This is a genomic window from Streptosporangium sp. NPDC003464, from assembly GCF_053588315.1.
The window spans coordinates 36,468-59,083 of sequence record NZ_JBSFPS010000015.1; the positions used below are offsets into that span (position 1 = coordinate 36,468).

Consider the following 22,616-nt stretch of genomic DNA (forward strand, 5'->3'; position numbering starts at 1 on the left):
AGGCCGATGAGCGTTCTCGTCGTCGGCCTCAGCCACCGGACCGCTCCGGTGGCCCTGCTGGAGCGGGTCTCCGTCTCCGGTGACGCACTGGTCAAGCTGCTCCACGCCGTCCAGCGGGATGCCTGCGTGGCCGAGGCCATGGTCGTCTCGACCTGCAACCGGGTCGAGGTCTACGCCACCGTGGACCGCTTCCACGCCGCGGTGACCGCGATCTCCGAGCTGCTGTCCGTCCACTCGGGCGTCCCCATGGAGCAGCTCTCGGCCCACCTCTACGTGCACTACGAGGACCGGGCCGTCGAGCACCTGTTCTCGATGGGGTCGGGCCTCGACTCGATGGTCCTGGGCGAGGGACAGATCCTCGGCCAGGTCCGCACGGCCCTCAAGCTCGCCCAGGAACAGGGCACGCTGGGCCCGACGCTCAACGAGCTGGTCCAGCAGGCGCTGCGGGTGGGCAAGCGTTCCCACACCGAGACCGGGATCGACCGGGCGGGCGCCTCCCTCGTGGGCGTGGGGCTCACCCTCGCCGAGCGCACACTCGGCCCGATCCAGGGCAGGCGCGCCCTGGTGGTCGGCGCCGGCTCGATGAGCGCCCTGTCGGCCGCGACCCTGCAGCGGGCCGGCGTCACCGACATCGTGGTGGTCAACCGGACCCACGAGCGCGCCGTACGGCTGGCCCAGACGGTGGGCGGCCGGGCCGCCGAGTTCGGCGACCTGACCCGCGAGCTGGCCGAGGCCGACCTCGTCATCTCGTGCACCGGCGCCACCGACGTGGTCATCACCGCCGACATGGTGGCGGCCCGGGAGATGTTCCTGCTGGACCTCGCGCTGCCCCACGACGTGGACCCCGCCGTACGGCGGCTGCCCGGCGTCACCCTCGTCGACCTGGAGTCGATGCAGGACGGCGCGGCCGACGCGGACACCGACGACGGCGGGCGCGCCGAGGCGGTCACCGCCGTGCGCCGGATCGTCGCCGCCGAGGTGGAGGCATACCTGTCGGCCGAGCGCGCCGCGCGGGTGACCCCGACCGTGGTCGCGCTGCGGACCAAGGCCGCGGACGTGGTCGAGGCGGAGCTCGGACGGCTCACCGCGCGGCTCCCGGAGCTCGACGGGCGGGTCCGCGACGAGGTCACGCAGACGATCCGGCGCGTGGTCGACAAACTGCTCCATGAGCCCACCGTGCGTGTCAAACAGCTCGCGGAGTCTCCGGCAGGCGATCATTATGCGGAGGCGTTGCGTGAGCTGTTCGACCTGGACCCGAAGGTCCCGCGCGCGGTGAGAAGCATCGAGAGGGCGGACACCGAGACAACCAGGACGACCAAGAAGGGGGTGGGCAGGTGAGCGACGTCTCCTCGCCGCTCAGGCTGGGCACCAGGCGCAGCCTCATGGCGACGACCCAGTCGGGGCTGGTCGCCGACCGGCTCACCGAGCTGACCGGCCGGGCCGTCGAGCTCGTCGGCGTCACCACCTTCGGCGACGTCACCAAGGCCAACCTCACCCAGCTCGGCGGGACGGGTGTCTTCGTCAGCGCGCTGCGCGACAAGCTGATCGAGGGCGAGATCGACTTCGCGGTCCACTCGCTGAAGGACCTCCCCACCACGCAGGACCCGCGCGTGGTCATCGCGGCGATCCCGCCGCGCGACGACCCCAGGGACGCCCTGGTCGCCGCGGTCAAGCTGGCCGACCTGCCGCCCGGCGCGAAGGTCGGCACGGGGTCCCCGCGCCGGGTCGCCCAGCTCAGGCTGCTCCGGCCCGACCTCGACTACGTCCCGATCCGCGGCAACGCCGACACCCGGATCGGCAAGGTCACCTCCGGTGAGCTGCAGGGTGTCGTGCTGGCCGCCGCCGGGCTCGGACGGCTGGGCCGCGAGGCCGAGATCTCCCAGGTCTTCGACGTGGAGGAGATGCTCCCGGCCCCCGGCCAGGGCGCGCTGGCCGTGGAGTGCCGGGCCGACCGGGCCGACCTCGTCGAGTTCCTGAGCGTGCTCGACGACGCCCGCACCCGCGCCGCGGTGACCGCCGAACGCGCGGTGCTCAACGCCCTGGAGGCGGGGTGCGCCGCTCCCGTGGGTGCGTATTCGGCCGATGACGGGCAAAATCTGATTCTGACCGCCGCTGTCGTCGCCGTCGACGGCAGGCAGGCGGTGCGCAAGTCCACCGCCGGGACCCTTTCGGCGCCGCTGGATCTGGGCCGCGACCTCGCTGCCCAGATGATCGCTGAAGGGGCCGGCACGTTGATAGGGGAGCAAGCACATTGAGCTCCGGAAGTACCACCTTCGAGCGCCCGGCCGGGTTCGTCGCCTTCGTGGGGGCGGGCCCCGGTGACGAGGGCCTGCTCACACTCCGTGGCGCCGACCTGCTGTCGAAGGCCGATGTCGTCGTGCTCGATCAGGAGGCGTACGGAGCGTTGCTCCGCCACTGCAGAGAGAACGTCGAAGTCGTCGACGCGGCCGAGGAGGGCGCGGTCTCGCTGAGGGCCGTGGCGGAGGCCAAGGGCGGGCGCGGCGTCGTACGGCTCTGCGCCGGCGATCCGATGTTCTTCTCCTCGATCACCGAGGAGGTCGCGGCCTGCACCAAGGCGGAGGTGGACTTCGAGATCGTGCCGGGCGTGCCCCCGGCGACGGCGGTGCTCACCTACGCGGGCATCCCCGCCGCGGTGGCGGTGCCGGAGTTCCGGGTCGTGGACGCGGCCCAGGTCGACGACTGGTCCGCCCACGCCATGGGTGCGGGCACCCTGGTGATCTACAACGGCGTCTCGGCGGCGGTCGCGATCGGCAAGGCGCTGATCGCCGCGGGCCGCCCCGACTCGACGCCGGTCGCGATCAGCAGCGCGGGCACCACCACCGAGCAGTACACCGTGGTGACCACGCTCGGCCGGATGGCGCCCGACCTCAAGCACGCCGGGATGACCGAGCCCGCGCTGATCGTGGTCGGCGAGGCCGTCGCCATGCGCGACCGGCTGTCGTGGTTCGAGACCAAGCCGCTGTTCGGCTGGCGGGTGCTCGTGCCCCGGACCAAGGAGCAGTCGGCCGCGCTGGTCGAGCAGCTGCACTCCTACGGCGCGGTGCCGGAGGAGGTCCCCACGATCTCCGTCGAGCCGCCGCGCACCCCGCAGCAGATGGACCGGGCGATCAAGGGCCTGGTCACCGGCCGCTACGAATGGGTGGCCTTCACCAGCGCGAACGCGGTCAAGGCCGTGCGCGAGAAGTTCGAGGAGTACGGCCTGGACGCCCGCGCGTTCGCCGGGCTCAAGGTCGCGGCCGTGGGCGAGGCGACCTCCCGCGCGCTGGTGCAGTTCGGCGTCAAGCCGGACCTGATGCCCTCGGGCGAGCAGTCGTCGGAGGGCCTGCTGGCCGAGTGGCCGCCCTACGACTCGATGCTCGACCCGATCAACCGGGTGCTGCTGCCCCGGGCCGACATCGCGACCGAGACGCTGGTCGCCGGGCTGACCGAGCTCGGCTGGGAGTGCGACGACGTGACCGCCTACCGGACCGTCCGCGCGGCGCCGCCGCCGGCGCCGATCCGGGAGGCCATCAAGGGCGGCGGGTTCGACGCGGTGCTGTTCACCTCGTCGAGCACCGTGCGCAACCTGGTGGGCATCGCGGGCAAGCCGCACAACGTCACGGTCATCGCGGTGATCGGGCCGCAGACCGCCAAGACGGCCGAGGAGTTCGGGCTCCGCGTCGATGTGATGGCCGACAAGCCATCGGCTTCCGCCCTCGCGGCCGCGCTGGCCGAGTATGGTGCGAAGCAGCGGCAGGCCGCGCTCGCGGCCGGAGACGTCCCCCGCAGGCCCTCACAGACCCGGCGGGGAGCCCGGCGCCGCGCCAAGTAATCTGGAACCGTCGCGGACGCCCGCCGGACGAGGCGTCCGTGACGGTTCCCGTGAGCTCAGCGAGCCACATCCGAACACGGTCCCCCGGTTCCTGATCCCCTATGGCCGGGGGAGAGGGAGAGACCATGACCGCCCAGTTCCCCGTAGCGCGTCCGCGCAGGCTCCGCCGTACGGCGACGATGCGCCGGATGGTCGCCGGCACCAGGCTGCACCCGGCGGAGCTGGTGCTGCCGATGTTCGTCAAGGAGGGCATCGACGAGCCGAACCCGATCGGCTCGATGCCCGGGGTGTTCCAGCACACCCGTGACTCACTGCGCAAGGCCGCCCACGAGGCGGCCGAGGCGGGGGTCGGCGCGCTGATCCTGTTCGGCGTCCCCGCGGTGAAGGACGCCCGCGGGTCGGCCGCCGACGACCCGGACGGGATCGTCCAGCAGGCCGTCGCCGACCTGGTCGCCGACGTGGGCGACGCGATGGTCGTGATGACCGACACCTGCCTGGACGAGTTCACCGACCACGGGCACTGCGGCATCCTGACGCCTGACGGCGAGGTCGACAACGACGCCACCCTGGAGCGCTACGCCGCCGCCGCGGTCTCCCAGGCCCGCGCCGGATCGCAGGTCATCGCGCCCAGCGGGATGATGGACGGCCAGGTCGCCGCGATCCGCGCGGCGCTGGACGGCGACGGCTTCGAGCAGATCCCGATCCTGGCCTACTCGGCGAAGTACGCCTCGGCCTTCTACGGGCCGTTCCGGGAGGCGGCCGAGTGCGCGCCGCAGTTCGGCGACCGCAACGCCTACCAGCAGGACGCGGCCGGGCCGGTCGGCGAGGCGCTGCGCGAGGTGCGGCTGGACCTCGACGAGGGTGCCGACGGCGTGATGGTCAAGCCCGCGCTGGCCTACCTCGACATCCTGCGCCAGGTGCGCGACGCGGTCGACGTGCCGGTGGCCGCCTACCAGGTCAGCGGGGAGTACGCCATGGTCGAGGCCGCGGCGGCGAACGGCTGGATCGACCGGGACCGGGTGATCATGGAGTCACTGATCGCGATCCGCCGGGCCGGCGCCGACATGATCCTCACCTACTGGGCGACCGAGGTGGCCAAGAAGCTCCACTGAGACCAGCGGCACATAGCGAGAACTGGGGGTTTGCCGCTTGCTCGGGTGGTCTGTGCGTTAGAGTGCGGATACCGGTGCGGATGTGTCCCAGGTGGTGTGAGCCCTGGCTGTCTGACTTCCCTTGCTGACCAGAACGTGGCTACGCCATCGCATCCGAGGGCATCCGGGCGGGCGGACGACGGAGGACACAATGGTGGGGGTACCGCTGACTCGTCGTGGCAGGCGACGTGCTCATCCGAAGCAGATGATCGGCTCCGTGCTGGAGTACGCCGCCCTGGGCTGGGCGAGCTGTCCCGGCGCGCGGCCGCTGCAGGGCGGTCCCCGCGCCTGCTCCTGTGACCGCGTCGGCTGTCCCGACCCGGGCGCGCACCCGCTCTCGCGGGCCTGGCAGATGCAGGCCACGGCCGACCCGGCCCTGCTCAGCCACTGGTGGCAGCGCGACCCGGAGGCGAACGTGATCCTCCCCACGGGCCGTGTCTTCGACGTGTTCGACGTACCGGCCGCCGCCGGGCTCACCGCCCTCGCGAGCATGGACTCCGCCGGATCCGCAACGGGCCCGGTCGCCGCCAACGGCGACCGGGTCCTTTTCTATGTGGCCACCCGCAACATCGCCGAGGACGAGGACGAATGGTGGTCCTGCCCCCTCGACTTCGGCCCGGCGACCATCGACGAGATGCCCGGCCTGCGCTGGCACTGCCGCGACAGCTACGTCCTCGCCCCGCCCTCGACCCTGCCGGCCGGCGGGGCGACGTCATGGCTGCGCCCTCCGGACGGCCGTCCGCTGCCCGACCCGCTCCGCGTCCTCGACACGCTCGCCGACGTCTGCGAGTGAGCGCCGCCCCGGCCGGCCCCGCTCCGGTCGGCCCTGCTCCGGTCGGCCCTGCTCCGGTGAAGCCCGCCTCAGTGGGTTCCGCCTTGCTGAGCCCCGTCGCCCACGCCCGTTGACGGGCCAGGCCGGGGGGAGCCGCCCAGGCCGGCCTCGCGGGCCCGGACGATGGCCTGGGCGCGGTCGGCCACCTGCAGCTTCATGAAGATGTTGGAGATGTGGTTGCGCACGGTCTTGCCGGACAGGAAGAGGATCCCGGCGATCTCGCTGTTCCCCCTGCCCTGGGCGACCAACTGGAGCACCTCCCGCTCCCGCTCGGTGAGCTCGGGGAAGGCGGTGCGCGACGGGTCGGGCATGCCGGTGAAGTAGGCCAGGACCCGGCGGGCGATCTCGGGGCCGTAGATGGCCTCGCCCGCGGCGACGGCGCGCACGGCGCGGCCGATCTCCTCGGCGCCGGCCTCCTTGAGCAGGTAACCGCGCGCACCGGCGCGCATGGCGGCGAACACCGAGTCGTCGTCCCGGAACATGGTCAGCACCAGCACCCCGATCCGCGGACTGGTCCTGGTGATCGTCCGGGTCGCCTCGACGCCGTTGCCGCCGGGCATCTGCAGGTCCATCACGACCACGTCCGGCTGGAGCTCGGCGGCCAGCGCCACCGCCTCCTGCCCGCCGCCGGCCTCCCCGACGACCTCGATGTCCATGGCCGCCAGCAGACCGCGCAGGCCCCGCCGGAAGACCGGGTGGTCGTCCACGATCAGCACGGTGATCATCCGGCCCCCTCCGTCGGCAGTCTGGCGGTCACCTCCGTGCCGCCGCCCGGCCTGCGGCCGATCACGCAGCAGCCTCCCACCTCGGCCGCCCGCTCGCGCATCGAGGTCAGCCCGACGCCCGCGGCCGGATTCTCGGGCAGGCCGATCCCGTCGTCGGTCACCTCCACCCGCAGCTCGCCCGGGAGCCTGCGCAGCCGGAGGAGGATCGTGGCCGGCCCGGCGTGGCGGCGGGCGTTGGTGAGCGCCTCCTGGGTGATGCGGTAGGCGGCGACCTCGACGGCGGCGGGCAGGTCGTCCAGCGGGCCGTCGACCGTCACCGCGCCCTCCCCGGCGCAGGCCCGCAGCGCGCCCTCCAGGCCCAGGTCGTCCAGCGCGGGCGGGCGCAGGCCGTACACCAGCTCGCGGACCGACGCGATCGTCGCGGTCATCTCCTCGCGGACCCGGACCAGCAGCTTCTCGACGGCCCGCGGGTCGGCCTCCAGCCGCCTGCGCGCCTCGTCGATGGTGAGCGTGACGCTGGTCAGCGCCGGGCCGAGTCCGTCGTGCAGCTCCCGGCCCAGCCTGCGGCGCTCCTCGTCGCGGGTGGTGAGGATGCGCTCCCGGGAGCGGTGCAGGTCGGCGGTGAGCCGTACGGCGTGCGCCAGCTCGGCCAGGTGCCGGGCCAGCACCGCCATCGGCTCGCGGCCCGGCCGGACCCCCGCCACCAGCAGGGTTCCCACCCGCTCGGCGTGCCAGAGCAGCGGCATCTCCTGGGTCTGCGGCCGCAGTTCCCCGTCGGTGAACACGCGCGCCGCCCCGCCCTGCCCGGTGCGGACCTCGACGCGGACCCCGCTCGCGCCCAGCGCCTCGCGGATCACCGCCACGGCCTCGCCGAGCGCCGCCGCCGGGTCCCGCGCCCCCTGCCCGGTACGGCCCAGCAGGTCGGCGACCCGGTAGGGGTCGCGCTCGACGGCGAACACCCGGTCCACCGCCCGCTGCAGGCGCAGCCGCGCAGGGTGGAAGATGCCGCCCACGGCCAGTGCCGCGACCGCCCCCGCGACCGGGCCCAGGTCGCTGGCCAGGGCGTTGGCCAGCCAGATCAGCCCGAAGTAGACCCCTCCGGTGATCGCGACCAGGCAGCTGTAGACCAGCGTCCGGTTGGCCACGACGTCGATGCCGTAGAGGCGGTAGCGCAGCACCGCCGCGATGATCGACAGGGGGACCACGGCGATGAAGACGGTCTCCAGGGTGGCCAGCAGCCAGGAGCCGGTCACCACCCGGAGGATCCAGGAGACCAGGACCACCGCCAGCGCGCCGGTGTACCAGCCGATCTGGCGCCGGAGCTCGGCGTCGCCCGCCCGGTAGCGGAAGGCCAGCGACAGCACGCCGAGCGCGGTGAGCGCCATCATCGGGCCGCCGATCCACGCCTCCACCGCCGGTGAGATGTCACGCAGCGCCTCGACGCCGAACGGGTTCGCGATCGGGAGCTGGCTCTCGAACCCCGGGTCCGGGGCCAGTCCCAGGAACAGGGAGTGCCCGGCCATGAGGATCAGGTTGGCGTACAGGACCGGCCGCCAGCGCCGGGAGGGCAGCCGGCCGTCGGGGAACAGCAGCGGCAGCAGCGAGATGTACACCGGCACGTACCACAGCCACAGCCACAGGCCCAGCCACATGAGGTAGGGGGTGATCCCCCCGGGGTCGGTGAGGTAGCGCCAGTGGGCGCCGCTGTAGGCCAGGTAGTAGAGGCTGCCGACGATCCCGCTGGCCCACAGCATCCACGGGACGGGCAGCCGGGGCCGGCGCGTGATGAGGAACGCGCCGGCGGCGGGGAAGAGGATGACGGTCGGATCCATGGTGACGAAGCGGTCGGTCCAGGTCGAGGCGCTCAGCTCCACCATCCGGACCGCCAGGAGGTTGCCCACCGGCGCCAGCACCGCGCCGGTCCAGACGAGGACGGCCAGCGCCGTCCGCCGCCCCCCACCCGCGATCCCCACGCCTCCGGGGGAGACCGCCGTGTCCGCGTCCGAGGGGGAGGTCATGGCGTCTCCGTTCCGAGGGGGAGGCGGACGACGACCTCTGTGCCGCCGCCGGGACGTGGCCTGACCGTGCACGATCCGCCCGCCTCCGCCGCCCGCTCGCGCATGGACGCCAGGCCCACGCCGCCGCGGATCCGTCCGGGCAGTCCGATGCCGTCGTCGGCGACCGACAGGCGCAGCTCCCTTGGCAGGCGTGGCCCCTTGTCCTCCGCCCCGTCCCCGGCCTCGGCCCCCCCGGCGTGCTCCGCCCCGGCCGGGAGCAGCTCGGCCCGTACCAGGGCGGTGGTGGCCTGGGCGTGGCGGCGGACGTTGGTGAGCGCCTCCTGGGCGATCCGGTAGGCGGCCGTCTCCACCGCCGGGGGCAGCTCGCCCAGCGGGCCGGTCACCGCGACGTCCACCCGTGGCCCCGGCGCGTCGGCCAGCGAGCGCAGCGAGCCGGTCAACCCGAGGTCGTCCAGCGCGGGCGGGCGCAGGCCGTACACCAGGTCCCTGACATCGATGATCGCGATGCCGAGCTGGTCGCGCACCCGGATCAGCAGCCGCTCCACGGCCTCGGGATCCCGATCCAGCCGGAGTCTGGCCTCGTCCACGGTCATCGCCAGGCTGGCCAGCGTCGGCCCCAGCCCGTCGTGCAGGTCGCGGCGGAGCCTGCGCCGCTCCTCTTCCCGGGTGGTGAGGATGCGCTCCCTGGAGCGCCGCAGGTCGGCGGTGAGCCGTACGGCGTGCGCCAGCTCGGCCAGGTGCCGGGCCAGCACCTCCAGCAGGTCCGGCGCGGTGTCGGGACCGCTGCTGAGCAGCCGCCCCACCGGCTCCCCGTGCCAGACCAGCGGGGTCTCAACCGGCCGCTCGCCCAGCTCGCCGTCGTGGACGGTCGCGGCGTGCCCGCCGTGGACCTCGACGGCGACGCCGTCGGCGTGGAGCGCCCGGCGGACCAGTGCCGCGGCGGTGGCCAGCCCCTGGGCGGGGTCGACGGTCTCCTGAAGGGTGCGGCTCAGCCGGTCGGCGACCCGGTAGGGGTCGCGCTCGACCCGGAACAGCCGGTCCACCGCCCGCTGCAGGCGCAGCCGCGCCGGGTGGAAGACCGCGCCCGCGGCCAGCGCCGCGACCAGCCCGGCCACCGGGTCCCGGCCGCCGGACAGCGTGCCGGCCAGCCAGGTCAGCCCGGAGTAGATCCCGCCGGTGACCGCCGCCAGCGCGCCGTAGACCAGGACGCGGTTGAGTATCACGTGGACGCCGGGCGGCCGGTTGGCCGGGCGCCGGGCAGGGGGTGTCGTCACTGCCATGACCGAAGGATCCCGCACCCCATGTCCCGCTGTCCCGGGGCAGATGTCCCGACGTCGCCGGCCCGTGCCCGCCGGCCGGCTCACCGGCCCTGGCGGGGGCTCTCCCCCCGGTGGCTACCCTGGAGGGCGTGAGCCGTACTGAGAACTCCGAGGAACTGTTCGCCCGCGCCCGTGAGATCGTCCCGGGAGGTGTCAACTCCCCGGTCCGCGCCTTCGGAGCCGTCGGCGGCACACCCCGCTTCATGGCCTCCGGCCAGGGCCCCTACATCACCGACGTCGACGGCAACCGTTACGTGGACCTGGTCTGCTCCTGGGGGCCGATGATCCTCGGGCACCGCCACCCGGCCGTGGTCGAGGCGTTGCAGGAGGCCCTCGCGGCGGGCACCTCGTTCGGCACGGCGACGCCCGGCGAGGTCGAGCTGGCCGAGGAGATCGTCGCCCGGGTGGAGCCGGTGGAGAAGGTCCGCCTGGTCAGCTCGGGCACCGAGGCCACCATGTCCGCGGTACGGCTGGCCCGCGGCTTCACCGGCCGGTCCAAGGTCGTCAAGTTCGCCGGCTGCTACCACGGCCACGTCGACGCCCTGCTCGCCTCGGCGGGGTCCGGCCTGGTCACCTTCGGCCTGCCCGACACCCCCGGCGTGACCGGCGCCTCGGCCGCCGACACGGTGGTGCTGCCCTACAACTCGATCGAGGCGGTGACGGAGGCGTTCCAGACCTTCGGCGCCGAGATCGCGTGTGTGATCACCGAGGCGTGCCCGGCCAACATGGGCGTCGTCCCGCCGCTCGACGGGTTCAACGCCAAGCTCCGCGAGCTCTGCACCGCGCACGGTGCCCTGCTGATCATCGACGAGGTGCTCACCGGTTTCCGGGTGTCGGAGGCCGGATGGTACGGGCTGGACCCGGTGGACGCCGACCTGATGACCTTCGGCAAGGTCATGGGCGGCGGTCTGCCCGCCGCCGCGTTCGGCGGCCGCGCCGACGTGATGGCCAACCTCGCCCCCGAGGGCCCGGTCTACCAGGCCGGCACCCTGTCCGGTAACCCGCTGGCCTGCGCCGCGGGCCTGGCCACGCTGCGCGCCTGCGACGACGAGGTCTACGACCGGGTCGACGCCGCCGCCCTGGTCATCGGCCGCGCCGCCGCCGACGCCCTGGCCGCCGCCGGGGTGCCGCACCGCCTGCAGCGCGCCGGCAGCCTGTTCTCCGTCTTCTTCACCGACGAGCAGGTCACCGACTTCGCCGGAGCCCAGAGGCAGAACACCGCCGCCTACCGGGCGTTCTTCCACGCCATGCTCGACCAGGGCGTCTACCTGCCCCCGTCGGCCTACGAGGCGTGGTTCCTGTCGGCCGCCCACGACGACGAGGCACTGTCCCGCATCGCCGAGGCACTCCCGCTCGCCGCCAAGGCCGCCGCCCAGGCCTCCTAGCGGGGCAGCTTGTCCAGGTCGATGTCGAGGGGGAAGGGGACCGGGACGGTCAGCCGTCCGTGGTGGATGCCGGTCAGGCCGTAGGCGCCGGTGGCGGGGTCGAGCTCGTAGACGTAGACGACGGGGCTGCCGTCGTTGTTCTCGACCCGCCAGAAGTGCGCGATCCCGGCCTCGGCGTAGCGGAACGGCTTGGTCTTGCGGTCCCGGTCCTCGGACTCGGGGGAGACCACCTCGACGACGAGGTGGACCTCGTCAGGGGTGTAGAAGGTCCGGTCGTCGTCGTCGGCCGCCGCCGTGTCGACGATGACGACGTCAGGACAGGGCCGCATCCGGTGGCCGAGCTTGACGTCCATCTGATCAACCGCTGACAGTCGCTCCGGCGTCTGGATGTCGAGCGCCTCGGTGAGCCGGCGGATCATGCGCTGGTGGAAGCGCTTCTGGGGGGACATGAAGACGAGAGCTCCATCGATCAGTTCGACGTGCTTGAAGAAGTCGGGCTCGCCGTTCGGCCCCTCTGCCGGGAGGCGGTCGAGGTCGTCGGCGGTCCATCCCCACGGGGGTGGGGACGGCCAGTAGTCAAGAGCGCTACTCACGTCGGTCACCGTGACATCGTCTCCGTCACCGGGTGTGTTCATTCAGATCATCTCCGTTGCCCTCAGTTCATTCTCTCCTGCTTCCGCCGCCGACGGCAGGGGTGTGCCCTCTTCTCAAGGGGTGAGTCGCGATCTGCACTTGAACATTCTGTTTGCTTCAAGTTGTTGACAACACAATATTGGGCAATCATGCTGGGCGTATGAACGCCGAATCCGATCAGACATCCGACCCCTTCACCCGGCCCGACCCCGCTCAGGCGCGGGCGCATCGGGTGTACGCCTCCCTGATGCGCATCGCCGAGCGGCACGCGGCCACCGAGGCGCAGCGCTCCCGGCAGGTCCATCCCGACGTCCTCGGCCCGCACGAGGCCATCAGGCTCGTGTCCTTCCTCGCGGGGGGCAGCGCGGTGCGGGAGGAGTCCGAGCCGGAGGTGGACGGCGCCGACATCACCGCCGCCCTGACCCTCATCCCGCTGGCGCGCGCGGAGATGGACCAGTTGGAGGCCGGGCTCCTGCTGATGGCGCGGGGCCGTGGCCTCACCTGGCAGGAGATCGCCTTCGGTCTCGGCCTGGGCACCTCCCAGGCCGCCAGGCAGCGCTACGAACGGCTGGCCGGCCGGGTGGCCGCCGAGACGGACCGGTAGCGCCCCCGCTCCGCGGCCGGCGGGGCGGGCCTCAGCGCGGCAGCTCGATCTGGTATCTGATGAAGCCGCGGTTCTCGGCGACCTTGTCGTACAGGCGCCGCGCCGTGCTGTTCGACTCGTGGGTGTTCCAGTAGACGCGGCTGCAGCCGCGGATCCGGGCCCGGTCGGTCACGGCCGCGATCAGTGCGCGGGCCACACCCCTGCCGCGCGCGGCCGGATCGGTGAACAGGTCCTGCAGGTAGCAGACGTCGGTGTCGGGGGCCGAGGTGCTGGCATGGACGAGGAAATGCGTGATGCCGACGAGCTCGCCGTCCAGCGTCGCCCCGAGGGCGTGCAGGCGCGTGTCCGCCTGGAACTCCCGCCACGCCCGGTCGTACATCTCCGCCGGCTCGACCCGCTGGTAGAAGTCGATGTAGGCGCGGAACAGGTCTTCCCAGACGGCCCTGTCGGAGGGCAGGAGCCTGCGGACGTCGATCATGTGGTCTCCCCCTGGATCGCGCGGCCCGGAGGTCCGCGAGGCCGGCTCGCTCCCCGGCGTGGTGGGAGCGTCCTGCCGGCCGGCTGTGACGCGTTCAGGCGCCACAGCCTAGGGACAGGTGGCCTGCCGCCATACGGCCACTTTCCGGGGAAAGCGGGTGACCACTTCGGGCCGGCCCCGTGGCGCGGCCCGGGCCGGGACCGTACGGGTCCCGATGCCGGACGGGCGCGCCCGGCCGGGAACGTGTGCGGTCAGCGGGCCGCCGCGTCCGTCCTGGGGCGGTCCGGCGGGGCCTGCGGCCCGTCGTGATCGTGGGGACGCGCGGCCGTTCCGGAGTGGGAGGGGACGGCGCGGGACGTGCCGCGGGGGCGGCTGCCGGCGTACAGGACGCCGGAGATGATGAGGGCCGCGGCGGCGAGCTCCGCCGGGGAGATCGACTCGCCGGTGACCAGGAACGCCGAGGACATGCCGAAGACGGGGACGAGCAGGCTGTAGGGGGCGACCACGGAGGCGTCGTAGCGCTTGAGCAGGTAGCCCCAGACGCCGAAGCCGCCGAGGGTGGAGATCAGTGCCACGTAGAGCACCGACAGGGTGCCCTCCATCGAGAACTCCAGGTGGGGGACCCCCTCCACCAGCAGGGACAGCCCCAGCATGGGGACGGCCGCCACCGCGCTCAGCCAGACCATGAAGCGGAGCGAGTCCGGAGGGGACGCCTTCCTGACCGCGATGTTGCCCGCGCCCCAGCCCAGCGCGGCACCGACGACCAGGACGAACGCGCCGACCGGGCCGCCACCGCCCAGGTCCAGGGCGATCAGGGCCAGTCCCGCGAACGCGACGCACATGCCGGTGACGCGGCGGGCGGTGATCCGCTCCTTGAGCAGGGCCACGGCGAGGACCACGGTGAAGACCGCCTGCACCTGGACGACGAGCGAGGTGAGGCCGGCGGGCATGCCCGCCCGCATGCCCAGCAGGAGCAGGCCGTACTGCGTGACGCCGAGTGTGGCCCCGGCGATGAGGACCCACCGCCAGGGCACCCGCGGGCCGCCGACGAACAGCAGCGCGGGGAAGGCGGCCAGGGTGAAGCGCAGCGCCACGTACAGCAGCGGCGGGAAGTGCCGGAGCCCCGCCTCCATGACCACGAAGTTGAAGCCCCACACGGCGGCGAGGCCGATGGCCAGGAAGAGATGCCTGGTTCGCATCCACTCATCCTTATTTATAACGATAATTCAGCACAAGCGAGACTTTCTTATCTCAGTCGTTTAGAATCGCTTACATGTTGGATCTCAACCGTCTCAAGGCCCTGCACGCCGTGTCCGTCTACGGATCGGTCGGGGCGGCGGCCGACGCGCTCATGGTGACCCCGTCCGCGGTGTCGCAGCAGCTCGCCAAACTGGAGCGGGAGACCGGCGCGACACTGCTGGAGCGCAACGGCCGCGGGGTGCGGCTGACCGACGCGGCCGGGCTCCTGGCCGACCACGCCGAGCGCATCCTCGCGCTGGTGGAGACCGCCGAAGCCGACTTCGAGGCGCTGCGCGGGGAGGTCGTGGGGCGGCTGAGCATCGGGGCCTTCCCCACGGCGGCCCGGGGGCTGGTGCCCGCGGCCCTGGTCCACCTGCGGGAGCGCCATCCCGACCTCCGGCTCCAGCTCATCGAACGGGAGCCCGAGCGGCAGATCCGCGAGGTGGCCAGGGGCGAGCTCGACCTCGCGGTGGTCCAGGACTGGACGAACCGGCCGATGGCCGTCCCTGAGGGGCTGTCGCGCGCGACGCTCTTCGACGACATCGCCGACGTGATGCTGCCCGAGGCCCATCCGCTGGCCGGCCGCTCCGAGATCGAGCTGGCCGAGCTGTCGGGGGAGCGGTGGATCAGCTCCTCGCCCGGCACGGTCTGCCACGACTGGCTGGTCCACACGCTGCGCTCGGCCGGCCTGGAGCCGGACATCGCCTGCATGGCGGACGAGTATCCGACCCAGCTCGCCCTGGTCGCGGCCGAGCAGGGGTGCGCCATCATCCCCCGGCTGGGCCGCGACTCCGTCCCCGCCGGGGTGCGGGTCGTCCCGATCCTGCCGCGCCCGGTCCGCAAGATCTACACGCTCTGGCGGAGCGACGCGGCCCGGCGCCCGGCGATCCGGGCCGCGGTCGAGGCGCTCAGGATCGCCTCCCTGCCTCACCAGCCGGCTGAGCCGGTCGAGCCGGTCGAGCCGGTCGACGGGCGGGCCGCCGGCTGAGGGCGACCGTCACCGCCGGCTGGGGCGATGTCACCGTCGGCTGAGGACGACCGTCAGCGCTGGCTGAGGGCGATCGTCACCACGCCGCCGACGATGACGGCGGCGGCGAGCAGCCGGCGGGGCAGGTCGCCCTCGGCCAGCAGCCTGCCACCGAGCACCACCGCGACGAGCACCCCGATCTCCCGCACCGGGGCGACCACGCTGACCGGTGAGAACGTGAACGCGACCAGCACCAGCAGGTAGGAGAGCGGCACCAGCACGGCCGCGCCCAGCACGCGCGTCCGGTGCTCGCGCCAGACCGGCGGGATCAGGCCCCGGCGGCGGGCGGCCAGCGCCGATGGGGCCAGGACGAGGGCCCGGCCGAGCTCGCCGCCGTAGTTGAGCAGGATCGGCGCGACCGCGAAGGCGCTGACGACCTGCTTGTCCCAGACGGTGTAGGCCGCGATGAACACCCCGGTGACCAGCCCGAACCCGATCCCGGCCAGATCCTCGCGGCTGGGCCTGCGGACCGTGCCGAGCAGCAGGACGCCCACGCCGATCAGCAGGATCCCCGCGATTCCGCTCGGGCCCGGCTGCTCGCCCAGCAGCAGCACGGCGACGAGGCTGGCCAGCAGCGGTCCGGTGCCGCGTGCGATCGGGTAGACCACCGACAGGTCGCCGTGGCGGTAACCGCGCTGGAGCAGCAGGAAGTAGCCCAGGTGCAGCGCGGTGCTCACGGCGACCACCCCGGCGCCCGCCCAGGAGAGGCGGTCGCCGGTGAAGGCCAGATAGCCGAGCGCGACCGGGCTCCAGAGCACCGTGGAGGCGGCGGCCACCAGCCAGATGAAGACGATCGAGTCGGCCCCGGCCGCCTGCTTGCTCAGCAGGTTCCAGCTCGCGTGGGCCACGGCCGAGGACAGGACGAGGACCAGCGCGAACAGGCTCAAAGGCGTCCTTTCGAGCACGGGCCCCGGATCCGATCGTCTACGACCCTAACCGCCCCTCATGGCACGGCCAGAACCGCCCCTCCATACGCGCTATCCACCACTACCAGTCGGTAGGCTTGCGACACCATGGCTGAGACCACCGTCGTTCACCTCCTGCGCCACGGTGAGGTGCACAACCCCGCTAACGTCCTGTACGGCAGGCTGCCCGGCTACCACCTGTCGGAGACCGGCAGGCAGATGGCCGAGACGGTCGCCAAGTCGGTCGCCGGGCGCGACGTCGTCGCCCTGTTCTCCTCTCCGCTGGAGCGGGCGCAGGAGACCGCGGCCCCGCTCGCCGCGGCCTTCCACCTGGAGGTCGCGACCGACGACCGGCTCATCGAGGCCGAGAACATCTTCGAGGGCATCTCGGTCGGCAACGGCGACGGCGTCTTCCGCAGCCCGCGTCACTACCGCTACCTGTGGAACCCGCTCCGCCCCTCCTGGGGGGAGCGCTACACCGACGTGGTCCGGCGGATGAAGGGCGCGATCGACACCGCCCGCGAGGCGGCGCGCGGCCATGAGGCGATCATGGTCAGCCACCAGCTCCCGATCTGGATGATCCGGCTCGCGGCCGAGCGCAGGCGGCTGCCGCACGACCCCCGCCGCCGGCAGTGCGGCCTGGCCAGCCTCACCAGTTTCTCCTTCGAGGGAGACCGGCTGATCAGCGTCGGCTACAGCGAACCCGCGGGCGCGCTCGCCAAGCGCCCCACTGTGCCGGGCGCGTGACCTCGCCGGTAGAGTGACTGCTCTACCGGTTGTAGTACAGGGAGACCCTTCCTCTGATGCGCGCACAATCCTTCGCCGCTGCCGTGCTGCTGCTGACCGTGGCCGGATGCGCCGGTAACCAGGGAACGCAGCCGCAGACCGGGGACACCCGTTTCGTCGCCGGCGACGGCAAGATCACCCTGTTCGAGGCCGCCGACCGCAAGGCCGCCCCCGCCGTCGAGGGGGAGACCCTCGACGGGGGCTCGGTGAACCTGGCCACGCACAAGGGCAAGGTCGTGGTGCTGAACTTCTGGGCCTCCTGGTGCGCGCCCTGCCGGGCCGAGGCCCCGGTGCTCAAGGACATCGCCGCCAAGACCAAGGCCACCGGCGTGGAGTTCCTCGGCATCGACTTCAAGGACCGCAAGGCCGACGCGCTCGCCTTCGAGCGCAGCCAGCAGTCCGGCTATCCCAGCATCTTCGACCAGCCCGGCAAGGTCGCGCTCTCCTTCCAGGGCACGGTCCCCCCGGCGGCGATCCCCTCGACGCTGATCATCGACCGTCAGGGCCGGATCGCCGCCCGGGCGCTCGGCGCGGTCAAATACAACGACCTGCTCAGCGCCGTCACCAAGATCGGCGATGAGAAGTGACCGCGGAGCGGCGGTGGACCCCCGATGGGCGCTGATCTGGTGAACACGGTGGCGAGCGGATCGCTCGCCCTCGCGCTGCCGATCGCGGTGGCGGCCGGCCTGGTCTCCTTCCTGTCGCCCTGCGTGCTGCCGCTGGTGCCCGGCTACCTGTCCTACGTGACCGGGATGAGCGCCGACCCCAAGCGGGGACGCATGGTCGCGGGGATCGCGCTGTTCATCCTCGGCTTCGCCGCGGTGTTCGTGGCGGGCGGGGCGCTCTTCGGCGGGCTCGGCGCGGTGCTGCTCGGCAACGCCGACGTCATCACGCGGGTGCTGGGCGCGCTCACCGTCGTGCTGGGCCTGGCCTTCATGGGGGTCGTCCCGGGCCTGCAGCGCGACTTCCGCATCCACCGGCTCCCGGCCGCCGGCCTCGCCGGGGCGCCGCTGCTCGGCGTGGTGTTCGGCCTCGGCTGGACCCCCTGCATCGGGCCCACCCTCGGGGTCGTGCTCACCCTCGGCCTCACCGAGGGCAGCGCCGGCCGCGGCGCGCTGCTGGCCTTCGCCTACGCCCTCGGTCTCGGCCTGCCGTTCCTGGCGGCCGGGCTGGCCTACCGCAAGGCCCTGCACACCTTCAAGGCGGTCCGCCGCCACTCGCAGCTGATCACCCGGGTGGGCGGGGTCATGCTGGTCGCGGTCGGCCTGCTGCTCGTCACCGGGCTCTGGGGCCAGCTCATCGTGACGATGCAGGGGTGGATCGGCGGATTCGAGCCGGTGATCTGATGGAGGAAGTCGAGCGGACCGCGGCGCAGCGGGCGGCGAGCGCAACAAGTCCCGAGCCAACGAGCAGCCGAGCGAGTGCGAGCGTGAACACGACTCTGACCGAGGACAGACCCGACGTACGGCCGGTGGGGCTCGGCCCCGTGGGGTGGGCGCGCTGGTTCTGGCGCACGCTCACCTCGATGAAGACCGCGCTGATCCTGCTGTTCCTGTTCGCCCTGGCCTCGATCCCCGGGTCGATCTGGCCGCAGCGCGGCGTCTCCGACGCCAAGGTCTCCCAATACTTCACCGACAGCCCGACGCTCGCCGAGTGGCTGGACCGGTTCTGGCTGTTCGACGTGTTCAGGGCGCCGTGGTTCGCGGCGATCTACCTGCTGCTGTTCCTGTCGCTGATCGGCTGCGTGCTCCCGCGCACCACGGCCCACCTGCGCGAGCTGCGCAAGAAGCCGCCCACGCCACCGCGCAACCTGGGCCGGCTGCCCCAGTACGCCTCCTTCGACGGCGACCTGACCGTGGAGGAGGCGGCCGCGCGGCTGCGGGCCAGGCGGTTCCGGGTGACCACGGGCCCCGGCTGGGTCTCGGCCGAGAAGGGCTACCTGCGCGAGACCGGCAACCTCCTCTTCCACGTCGCGCTGCTCGGCCTGCTGGTCGCCGTGGGGGTGGGCGCGCTGTACGGCTACCGCGGCAACGTGCTGGTCGTGGAGGGGGACGGGTTCGCCAACACGGTCGCGGCCTACGACCGCTACATGCCCGGCCAGCAGGTGAACGCCGAGTCGCTGGAGCCGTTCTCCTTCACCGTCGACGACTTCCAGGCCAGCTACATCGCCGCGGGCGAGCGGCGCGGGCAGCCCCTGGACTTCGAGGCCGCGCTCAAGGTCACCGACGCCCCCGGAGCGCCCGAGCGCGACTACGTCCTGAAGGTCAACGAGCCGCTGGAGGTCAACGGCACGCAGACCTACCTGATCGACCACGGCTACGCGCCCACCTTCAAGATCACTGATGGCAAGGGGCAGGTCGCCTTCGACGGCCCGGTCCCGTGCCTGGTCGCCCAGCCGGCCAACTTCACCTCCGAGTGCGTGATCAAGGTGCCGGACGCCCAGCCGGAACAGCTCGGTCTCCTGGTGGCCTTCCGGCCGACCACCGTGCCGATGAACGGCGACTGGGTGTCGGTCTTCCCCGGGGCAGCCAACCCCACGGCCCAGGTCTACGGCGCGTTCGCCGGCGACCTGGGCATGAAGGACGGCCGGCCGCAGTCGGTCTACGAGCTCGACCCGACGAGCCTGAAGAAGATGAAGCCGCTGGTCATGAAGGCCGACCCGCTGGCCGTGGGCAAGAAGCTCGACCTGCCCGGCGGCATGGGCTCCATCGAGTTCACCGGCGTCAAGGAGTGGATCGCCCTCCAGATCGCCTACGACCCGGGCCGGATGCCCGCGTTCGTGGCCTCCGCCCTCGCCGTCGTCGGCCTGGTGCTGTCCCTGACCGTCCGCCGCCGCAGGGTGTGGGTACGGTTGAAGGACGCGCCCACGCCGGCCGGACAGGCGGCGGGCGGGCCGGAGAAGACCGGGGGGCAGGCGGCGCGAGGCCGCGACCATGACCGTGGACACATCGAGGTGGGCGGTCTCACGCGTACCGAAGGCAGCGATTTCAGCGAGGAGTTCGCCGAGATCGTCTCTGTTCTGAACCCAGGAGTTAAGGATGTCCGCTGAGGTCGACGCCGGCCTCGCCCTGTTGAGCGATCAGCTCATCTTGGCGACGGTGCTGCTCTACGTCTTCGCAATGATCGGCTACGCCCTCGATCTCGGCTTCGGCCGTCCCAGGGCCGAGGCCAGGGCCAGGGCGGAGGCCGAACCCGCGCTCGTCACGGTCGGCGGAAGCACGGCCGCCGCCGCCCCGTCCGGTGCCGAGGAGGACCAGGGCCCCGCCGAGAAGGCGCCCGCCGCCTGGACGGTGTGGGCCGGCCCGGTCGCGGTCGGGCTGTCATGGCTCGGCTGGGCGACGAACCTCGGCTCCATCCTCACCCGCGGCCTGGCCGTGGACCGGTGGCCGTGGGGCAACATGTACGAGTTCGTGGTCGCGATGTGCTTCGCGGCGGTGAGCGCGTTCCTGCTCATGAACCTCCGCTACCGGGTCCGTTTCCTCGGCGCGTTCGTCACGGTCGCCGCCGCCCTCGGGCTGGGCTTCGCCGTACGGTATCTGCAGGTGCAGGCCGGTCCGGTGGTGCCCGCGCTCAACTCCTACTGGGTGGCGATCCACGTGTCGGCGGCGATCATCGCCAGCGGGCTGTTCATCATGGCCGGGGTCTCCGGCATCCTCTATCTGGTCAGGAAGGACACCGCGGTCCGCCTGCCGTCGCTGGCGGACCTCGACCGGGTCGCGCACCGGGCCATCGTGATCGCCTTCCCGATCTGGACCTTCGCCGTCATCGCCGGCGCCCTCTGGGCCGACAAGGCCTGGGGCCGCTACTGGGGCTGGGACCCCAAGGAGGTCTGGGCCTTCATCACCTGGATCGCCTACGCCGCCTACCTGCACGCCCGGGCGACCGCCGGCTTCAAGGGCAGGGCCGCCATGATCGTGCAGCTCATCGCCTTCGCCTGCCTGCTGTTCAACCTGGTCGGGGTGAACATCTTCCTCGGCGGCCTGCACTCCTACGCGGAGGTCCCGGGCTGATCGCGGCGCCGCGCGCCGCGGCCGGGTGACCCGGCGGCCGATCCCTCTCCCGAGGGCCGGCCGCCCCGCCCCGGCGGGTCCGGCCTACTCCTCGTCGCGCAGCCGCCGGTCGAGGTCCTTGAGGAAGTCGGGGTCGTCGTCGGGGCCCTTCGGGGCCGCGGGCGGGGCCGGCCTGTCCTTGGGCAGGGGCGTGCGGGGCGCGTGGGGACCGAGGGGACGGCCGAGCAGCAACCAGAACAGGCCGCCCACGGGCGGCAGCAGCGCGATGATGATCACCCACAGGAGTTTGGGCAGGTTTCTGGCCTCCTCGTCCGGCGTGGTGATGGCGTCGAACAAGCAGTAGAGCCAGAAGGCGAGCAGCGCCAGACCGACAAGCAGGGGCATGCCCGAACTGTAAGCCATCCGGAGCCGGGGTGCGGCAAGGCACCTGTTCCGGGTGACTGGCGACGGGTCCACGTCGTACGGTGGGGGCCGATGCCACTTCCCCTGGGGGCGTGATGGCGAATTCGGCGGACAAGGGGCGTCACCGACGGCGCTGGTGGCAGCGGGGCCCGTCCCAGCGCACCGACGGTGCTCTCAAGGAGACGCCGCGTGAGGTCCCGCCGGGGCCCGAGCGTCGGGTGGGCACCGTGACGGCGCCGGTGGTGGACCGCCCGCAATACACCTGGCGGGATTTCGAGCTGGAGGACGAGCGCCCCAGGGCCCAGCCCAACGCCCCGGACGTCCCCGACCTGGGCGACGGCCTGCGGCACTGCGGCAGCCTCGAACGCATCCTGCACCGCCAGTGGGACTCCTGGCAGGGGCCGCCGTCCCCGGAGACCGTGCGGGCGGTGGAGAGCCTCGCCCGGCTGCCGGACGGGCTGAAGGCCAAGCTGGCCGACGGCCTCACGGGCATCTACGTCGGCGAGGGCGGGGTCCCCGACCTGGACGACATGGGCTACCTGCGGGGTGCGCCGCTGCCCTCGGGCCGGGCCACCTGGGACATCTGCGCGGGGGCGTACGGCGATCGCAAGATCGTGGTGGGCGACCGCCCCTCGCCCACCCCCGACGTGATGATGCACGAGGTCGGGCACGCCCTGGACGACGTGGACGCGCCCCACGGGGAGTGGGTCTCCGACTCCCCGGAGTTCGCCGCCCTCTACGCCCAGTGCGTCCCGGCGCTGGCCTCCGGCTTCCACCTGCAGCCGGGGGACCTGGGGCGCAAGGAGTTCTTCGCCGACGCCTTCGCCGCCATCGCCTCCCGGCAGCGCCCCGCGCTGGTGGACATGCTCGGCGGGGACACGCGGATGGCGCTCAATGTCATGTTGTTCTTCAACCGGCGTTACGGAATCTAGGTGATCTGGGATGTACGTCATCCGGCTCGCTGACGGCACGCTGCGGGTGCCGCAGAGCCTGTCCAGCGATGACGGGCGTCTGATCGGCAACGCGTACGTGGAGCTCTCACCGGGGGATCCGGACTACGACCGCTGGCTGCCCGAGGCGCTCACCGAGGAGGAGTCGGCGCGGCGGCGGCTGCGCTGGCTTGAGGAGAACGACGAGCTGGAGCGGGAGTTCCTGGCCTTCAAGGCCGAGCAGGAAAGTTAGCGCCTGAGGGCGCTGCGGGTCGGTCACGGGGGAGGTCACCGGCCGCGACGCCGGACGTGACGGTCTGTACGGCGCGATGGTCTGTACG

The 22,616-nt window shown here is 72.6% G+C and carries 23 protein-coding genes; 15 read left to right on the top strand and 8 right to left on the bottom strand.

Features of this window, described 5'->3' with window-relative positions; genetic code table 11:
• The first annotated feature begins 6 nt into the window (after positions 1-6).
• From ACWDS7_RS05860 to ACWDS7_RS05880, 5 genes are all read left to right on the top strand, one after another.
• A complete protein-coding gene (locus tag ACWDS7_RS05860; RefSeq protein WP_306860493.1) occupies positions 7-1,338 on the top strand; it encodes a glutamyl-tRNA reductase in 1,332 nt (443 codons plus the stop codon).
• Positions 1,339-1,382: 44 nt separating this feature from the next.
• Entirely contained in the window at positions 1,383-2,255 is an 873-nt protein-coding gene (gene hemC / locus ACWDS7_RS05865; protein ID WP_451928330.1) for a hydroxymethylbilane synthase, read from the top strand.
• On the top strand, positions 2,252-3,832 hold the full coding sequence (locus ACWDS7_RS05870; RefSeq protein ID WP_306860490.1) for a bifunctional uroporphyrinogen-III C-methyltransferase/uroporphyrinogen-III synthase: 1,581 nt from the start codon (positions 2,252-2,254) through the stop codon (positions 3,830-3,832). Before hemC ends, ACWDS7_RS05870 begins: the two co-directional genes overlap by 4 nt.
• Before the next feature lie 125 nt (positions 3,833-3,957).
• Entirely contained in the window at positions 3,958-4,944 is a 987-nt protein-coding gene (hemB, locus tag ACWDS7_RS05875) for a porphobilinogen synthase (protein WP_306860488.1), read from the top strand.
• A 190-nt stretch (positions 4,945-5,134) separates the two neighbouring features.
• Entirely contained in the window at positions 5,135-5,776 is a 642-nt protein-coding gene (locus tag ACWDS7_RS05880) for a bifunctional DNA primase/polymerase (protein ID WP_451928311.1), read from the top strand.
• 68 nt (positions 5,777-5,844) lie between these two features.
• Here the strand turns inward: ACWDS7_RS05880 and ACWDS7_RS05885 are convergent, their stop codons facing one another.
• The 3 genes from ACWDS7_RS05885 to ACWDS7_RS05895 are packed head-to-tail and all read right to left on the bottom strand — an operon-like array spanning position 5,845 to position 9,838.
• Positions 5,845-6,540, bottom strand: a complete 696-nt coding sequence (locus tag ACWDS7_RS05885) for a response regulator (protein WP_451928312.1) — start codon at positions 6,538-6,540, stop codon at positions 5,845-5,847.
• Positions 6,537-8,558: a sensor histidine kinase gene (locus tag ACWDS7_RS05890; protein WP_451928313.1), complete on the bottom strand. Its 2,022-nt coding sequence runs from the start codon at positions 8,556-8,558 to the stop codon at positions 6,537-6,539. Before ACWDS7_RS05890 ends, ACWDS7_RS05885 begins: the two co-directional genes overlap by 4 nt.
• Positions 8,555-9,838 carry a sensor histidine kinase gene (locus tag ACWDS7_RS05895; protein WP_451928314.1) on the bottom strand — a complete coding sequence of 428 codons (1,284 nt, stop codon included), beginning with the start codon at positions 9,836-9,838 and terminating at the stop codon, positions 8,555-8,557. Before ACWDS7_RS05895 ends, ACWDS7_RS05890 begins: the two co-directional genes overlap by 4 nt.
• Before the next feature lie 128 nt (positions 9,839-9,966).
• On the opposite strand from ACWDS7_RS05895, the gene hemL reads away from it, so the two are divergent.
• Complete coding sequence (gene hemL, locus ACWDS7_RS05900; RefSeq protein ID WP_306860471.1) at positions 9,967-11,262, top strand: glutamate-1-semialdehyde 2,1-aminomutase; 1,296 nt, start codon at positions 9,967-9,969, stop codon at positions 11,260-11,262.
• On the opposite strand, the gene ACWDS7_RS05905 is transcribed toward hemL, so the two are convergent.
• Positions 11,259-11,864, bottom strand: coding sequence for a Uma2 family endonuclease (locus tag ACWDS7_RS05905; protein WP_451928315.1), 606 nt, complete (start codon positions 11,862-11,864; stop codon positions 11,259-11,261). The two genes, hemL and ACWDS7_RS05905, sit on opposite strands and share 4 nt — an antisense overlap.
• Positions 11,865-12,055: 191 nt before the next feature.
• Here ACWDS7_RS05905 and ACWDS7_RS05910 point away from each other — a divergent pair, with 191 nt between their 5' ends.
• The gene (locus tag ACWDS7_RS05910) at positions 12,056-12,499 is read left to right on the top strand and encodes a DNA-binding protein (protein ID WP_451928316.1); all 444 of its coding nucleotides are present in this window, start codon (positions 12,056-12,058) and stop codon (positions 12,497-12,499) included.
• A 31-nt stretch (positions 12,500-12,530) separates the two neighbouring features.
• Here the strand turns inward: ACWDS7_RS05910 and ACWDS7_RS05915 are convergent, their stop codons facing one another.
• Both ACWDS7_RS05915 and ACWDS7_RS05920 read right to left on the bottom strand, forming a co-directional pair.
• The gene (locus ACWDS7_RS05915) at positions 12,531-12,977 is read right to left on the bottom strand and encodes a GNAT family N-acetyltransferase (protein ID WP_451928317.1); all 447 of its coding nucleotides are present in this window, start codon (positions 12,975-12,977) and stop codon (positions 12,531-12,533) included.
• Between the two features lie 251 nt (positions 12,978-13,228).
• Positions 13,229-14,176 (bottom strand): EamA family transporter, encoded by a 948-nt coding sequence (locus tag ACWDS7_RS05920; RefSeq protein WP_451928318.1) that lies wholly within the window; start codon positions 14,174-14,176, stop codon positions 13,229-13,231.
• 74 nt (positions 14,177-14,250) lie between these two features.
• On the opposite strand from ACWDS7_RS05920, the gene ACWDS7_RS05925 reads away from it, so the two are divergent.
• A complete protein-coding gene (locus ACWDS7_RS05925) occupies positions 14,251-15,204 on the top strand; it encodes a LysR family transcriptional regulator (RefSeq protein ID WP_451928319.1) in 954 nt (317 codons plus the stop codon).
• Between the two features lie 53 nt (positions 15,205-15,257).
• Here the strand turns inward: ACWDS7_RS05925 and ACWDS7_RS05930 are convergent, their stop codons facing one another.
• Entirely contained in the window at positions 15,258-16,130 is an 873-nt protein-coding gene (locus ACWDS7_RS05930; protein ID WP_451928320.1) for an EamA family transporter, read from the bottom strand.
• A gap of 126 nt (positions 16,131-16,256) precedes the next feature.
• Here ACWDS7_RS05930 and ACWDS7_RS05935 point away from each other — a divergent pair, with 126 nt between their 5' ends.
• The 5 genes from ACWDS7_RS05935 to ccsB all read left to right on the top strand — a co-directional run bounded on the left by ACWDS7_RS05935 (position 16,257) and on the right by ccsB (position 20,944).
• A complete protein-coding gene (locus ACWDS7_RS05935) occupies positions 16,257-16,895 on the top strand; it encodes a histidine phosphatase family protein (protein WP_451928321.1) in 639 nt (212 codons plus the stop codon).
• Positions 16,896-16,951: 56 nt separating this feature from the next.
• Entirely contained in the window at positions 16,952-17,521 is a 570-nt protein-coding gene (locus ACWDS7_RS05940) for a TlpA family protein disulfide reductase (RefSeq protein ID WP_306860455.1), read from the top strand.
• A 24-nt stretch (positions 17,522-17,545) separates the two neighbouring features.
• Entirely contained in the window at positions 17,546-18,280 is a 735-nt protein-coding gene (locus ACWDS7_RS05945) for a cytochrome c biogenesis CcdA family protein (protein WP_451928322.1), read from the top strand.
• A gap of 83 nt (positions 18,281-18,363) precedes the next feature.
• Positions 18,364-19,983, top strand: a complete 1,620-nt coding sequence (gene resB, locus ACWDS7_RS05950) for a cytochrome c biogenesis protein ResB (RefSeq protein ID WP_451928323.1) — start codon at positions 18,364-18,366, stop codon at positions 19,981-19,983.
• Positions 19,973-20,944, top strand: a complete 972-nt coding sequence (gene ccsB / locus ACWDS7_RS05955) for a c-type cytochrome biogenesis protein CcsB (protein ID WP_451928324.1) — start codon at positions 19,973-19,975, stop codon at positions 20,942-20,944. The genes resB and ccsB overlap by 11 nt, the downstream gene beginning before the upstream one ends.
• 84 nt (positions 20,945-21,028) lie before the next feature.
• Here the strand turns inward: ccsB and ACWDS7_RS05960 are convergent, their stop codons facing one another.
• On the bottom strand, positions 21,029-21,328 hold the full coding sequence (locus ACWDS7_RS05960) for a PLD nuclease N-terminal domain-containing protein (protein WP_370879665.1): 300 nt from the start codon (positions 21,326-21,328) through the stop codon (positions 21,029-21,031).
• Between the two features lie 113 nt (positions 21,329-21,441).
• Between ACWDS7_RS05960 and ACWDS7_RS05965 the strand changes: the two genes are divergently transcribed.
• Positions 21,442-22,278, top strand: coding sequence for a hypothetical protein (locus ACWDS7_RS05965; protein WP_306875319.1), 837 nt, complete (start codon positions 21,442-21,444; stop codon positions 22,276-22,278).
• A gap of 10 nt (positions 22,279-22,288) precedes the next feature.
• A complete protein-coding gene (locus ACWDS7_RS05970) occupies positions 22,289-22,528 on the top strand; it encodes a hypothetical protein (protein WP_306860444.1) in 240 nt (79 codons plus the stop codon).
• Positions 22,529-22,616 lie beyond the last annotated feature (88 nt).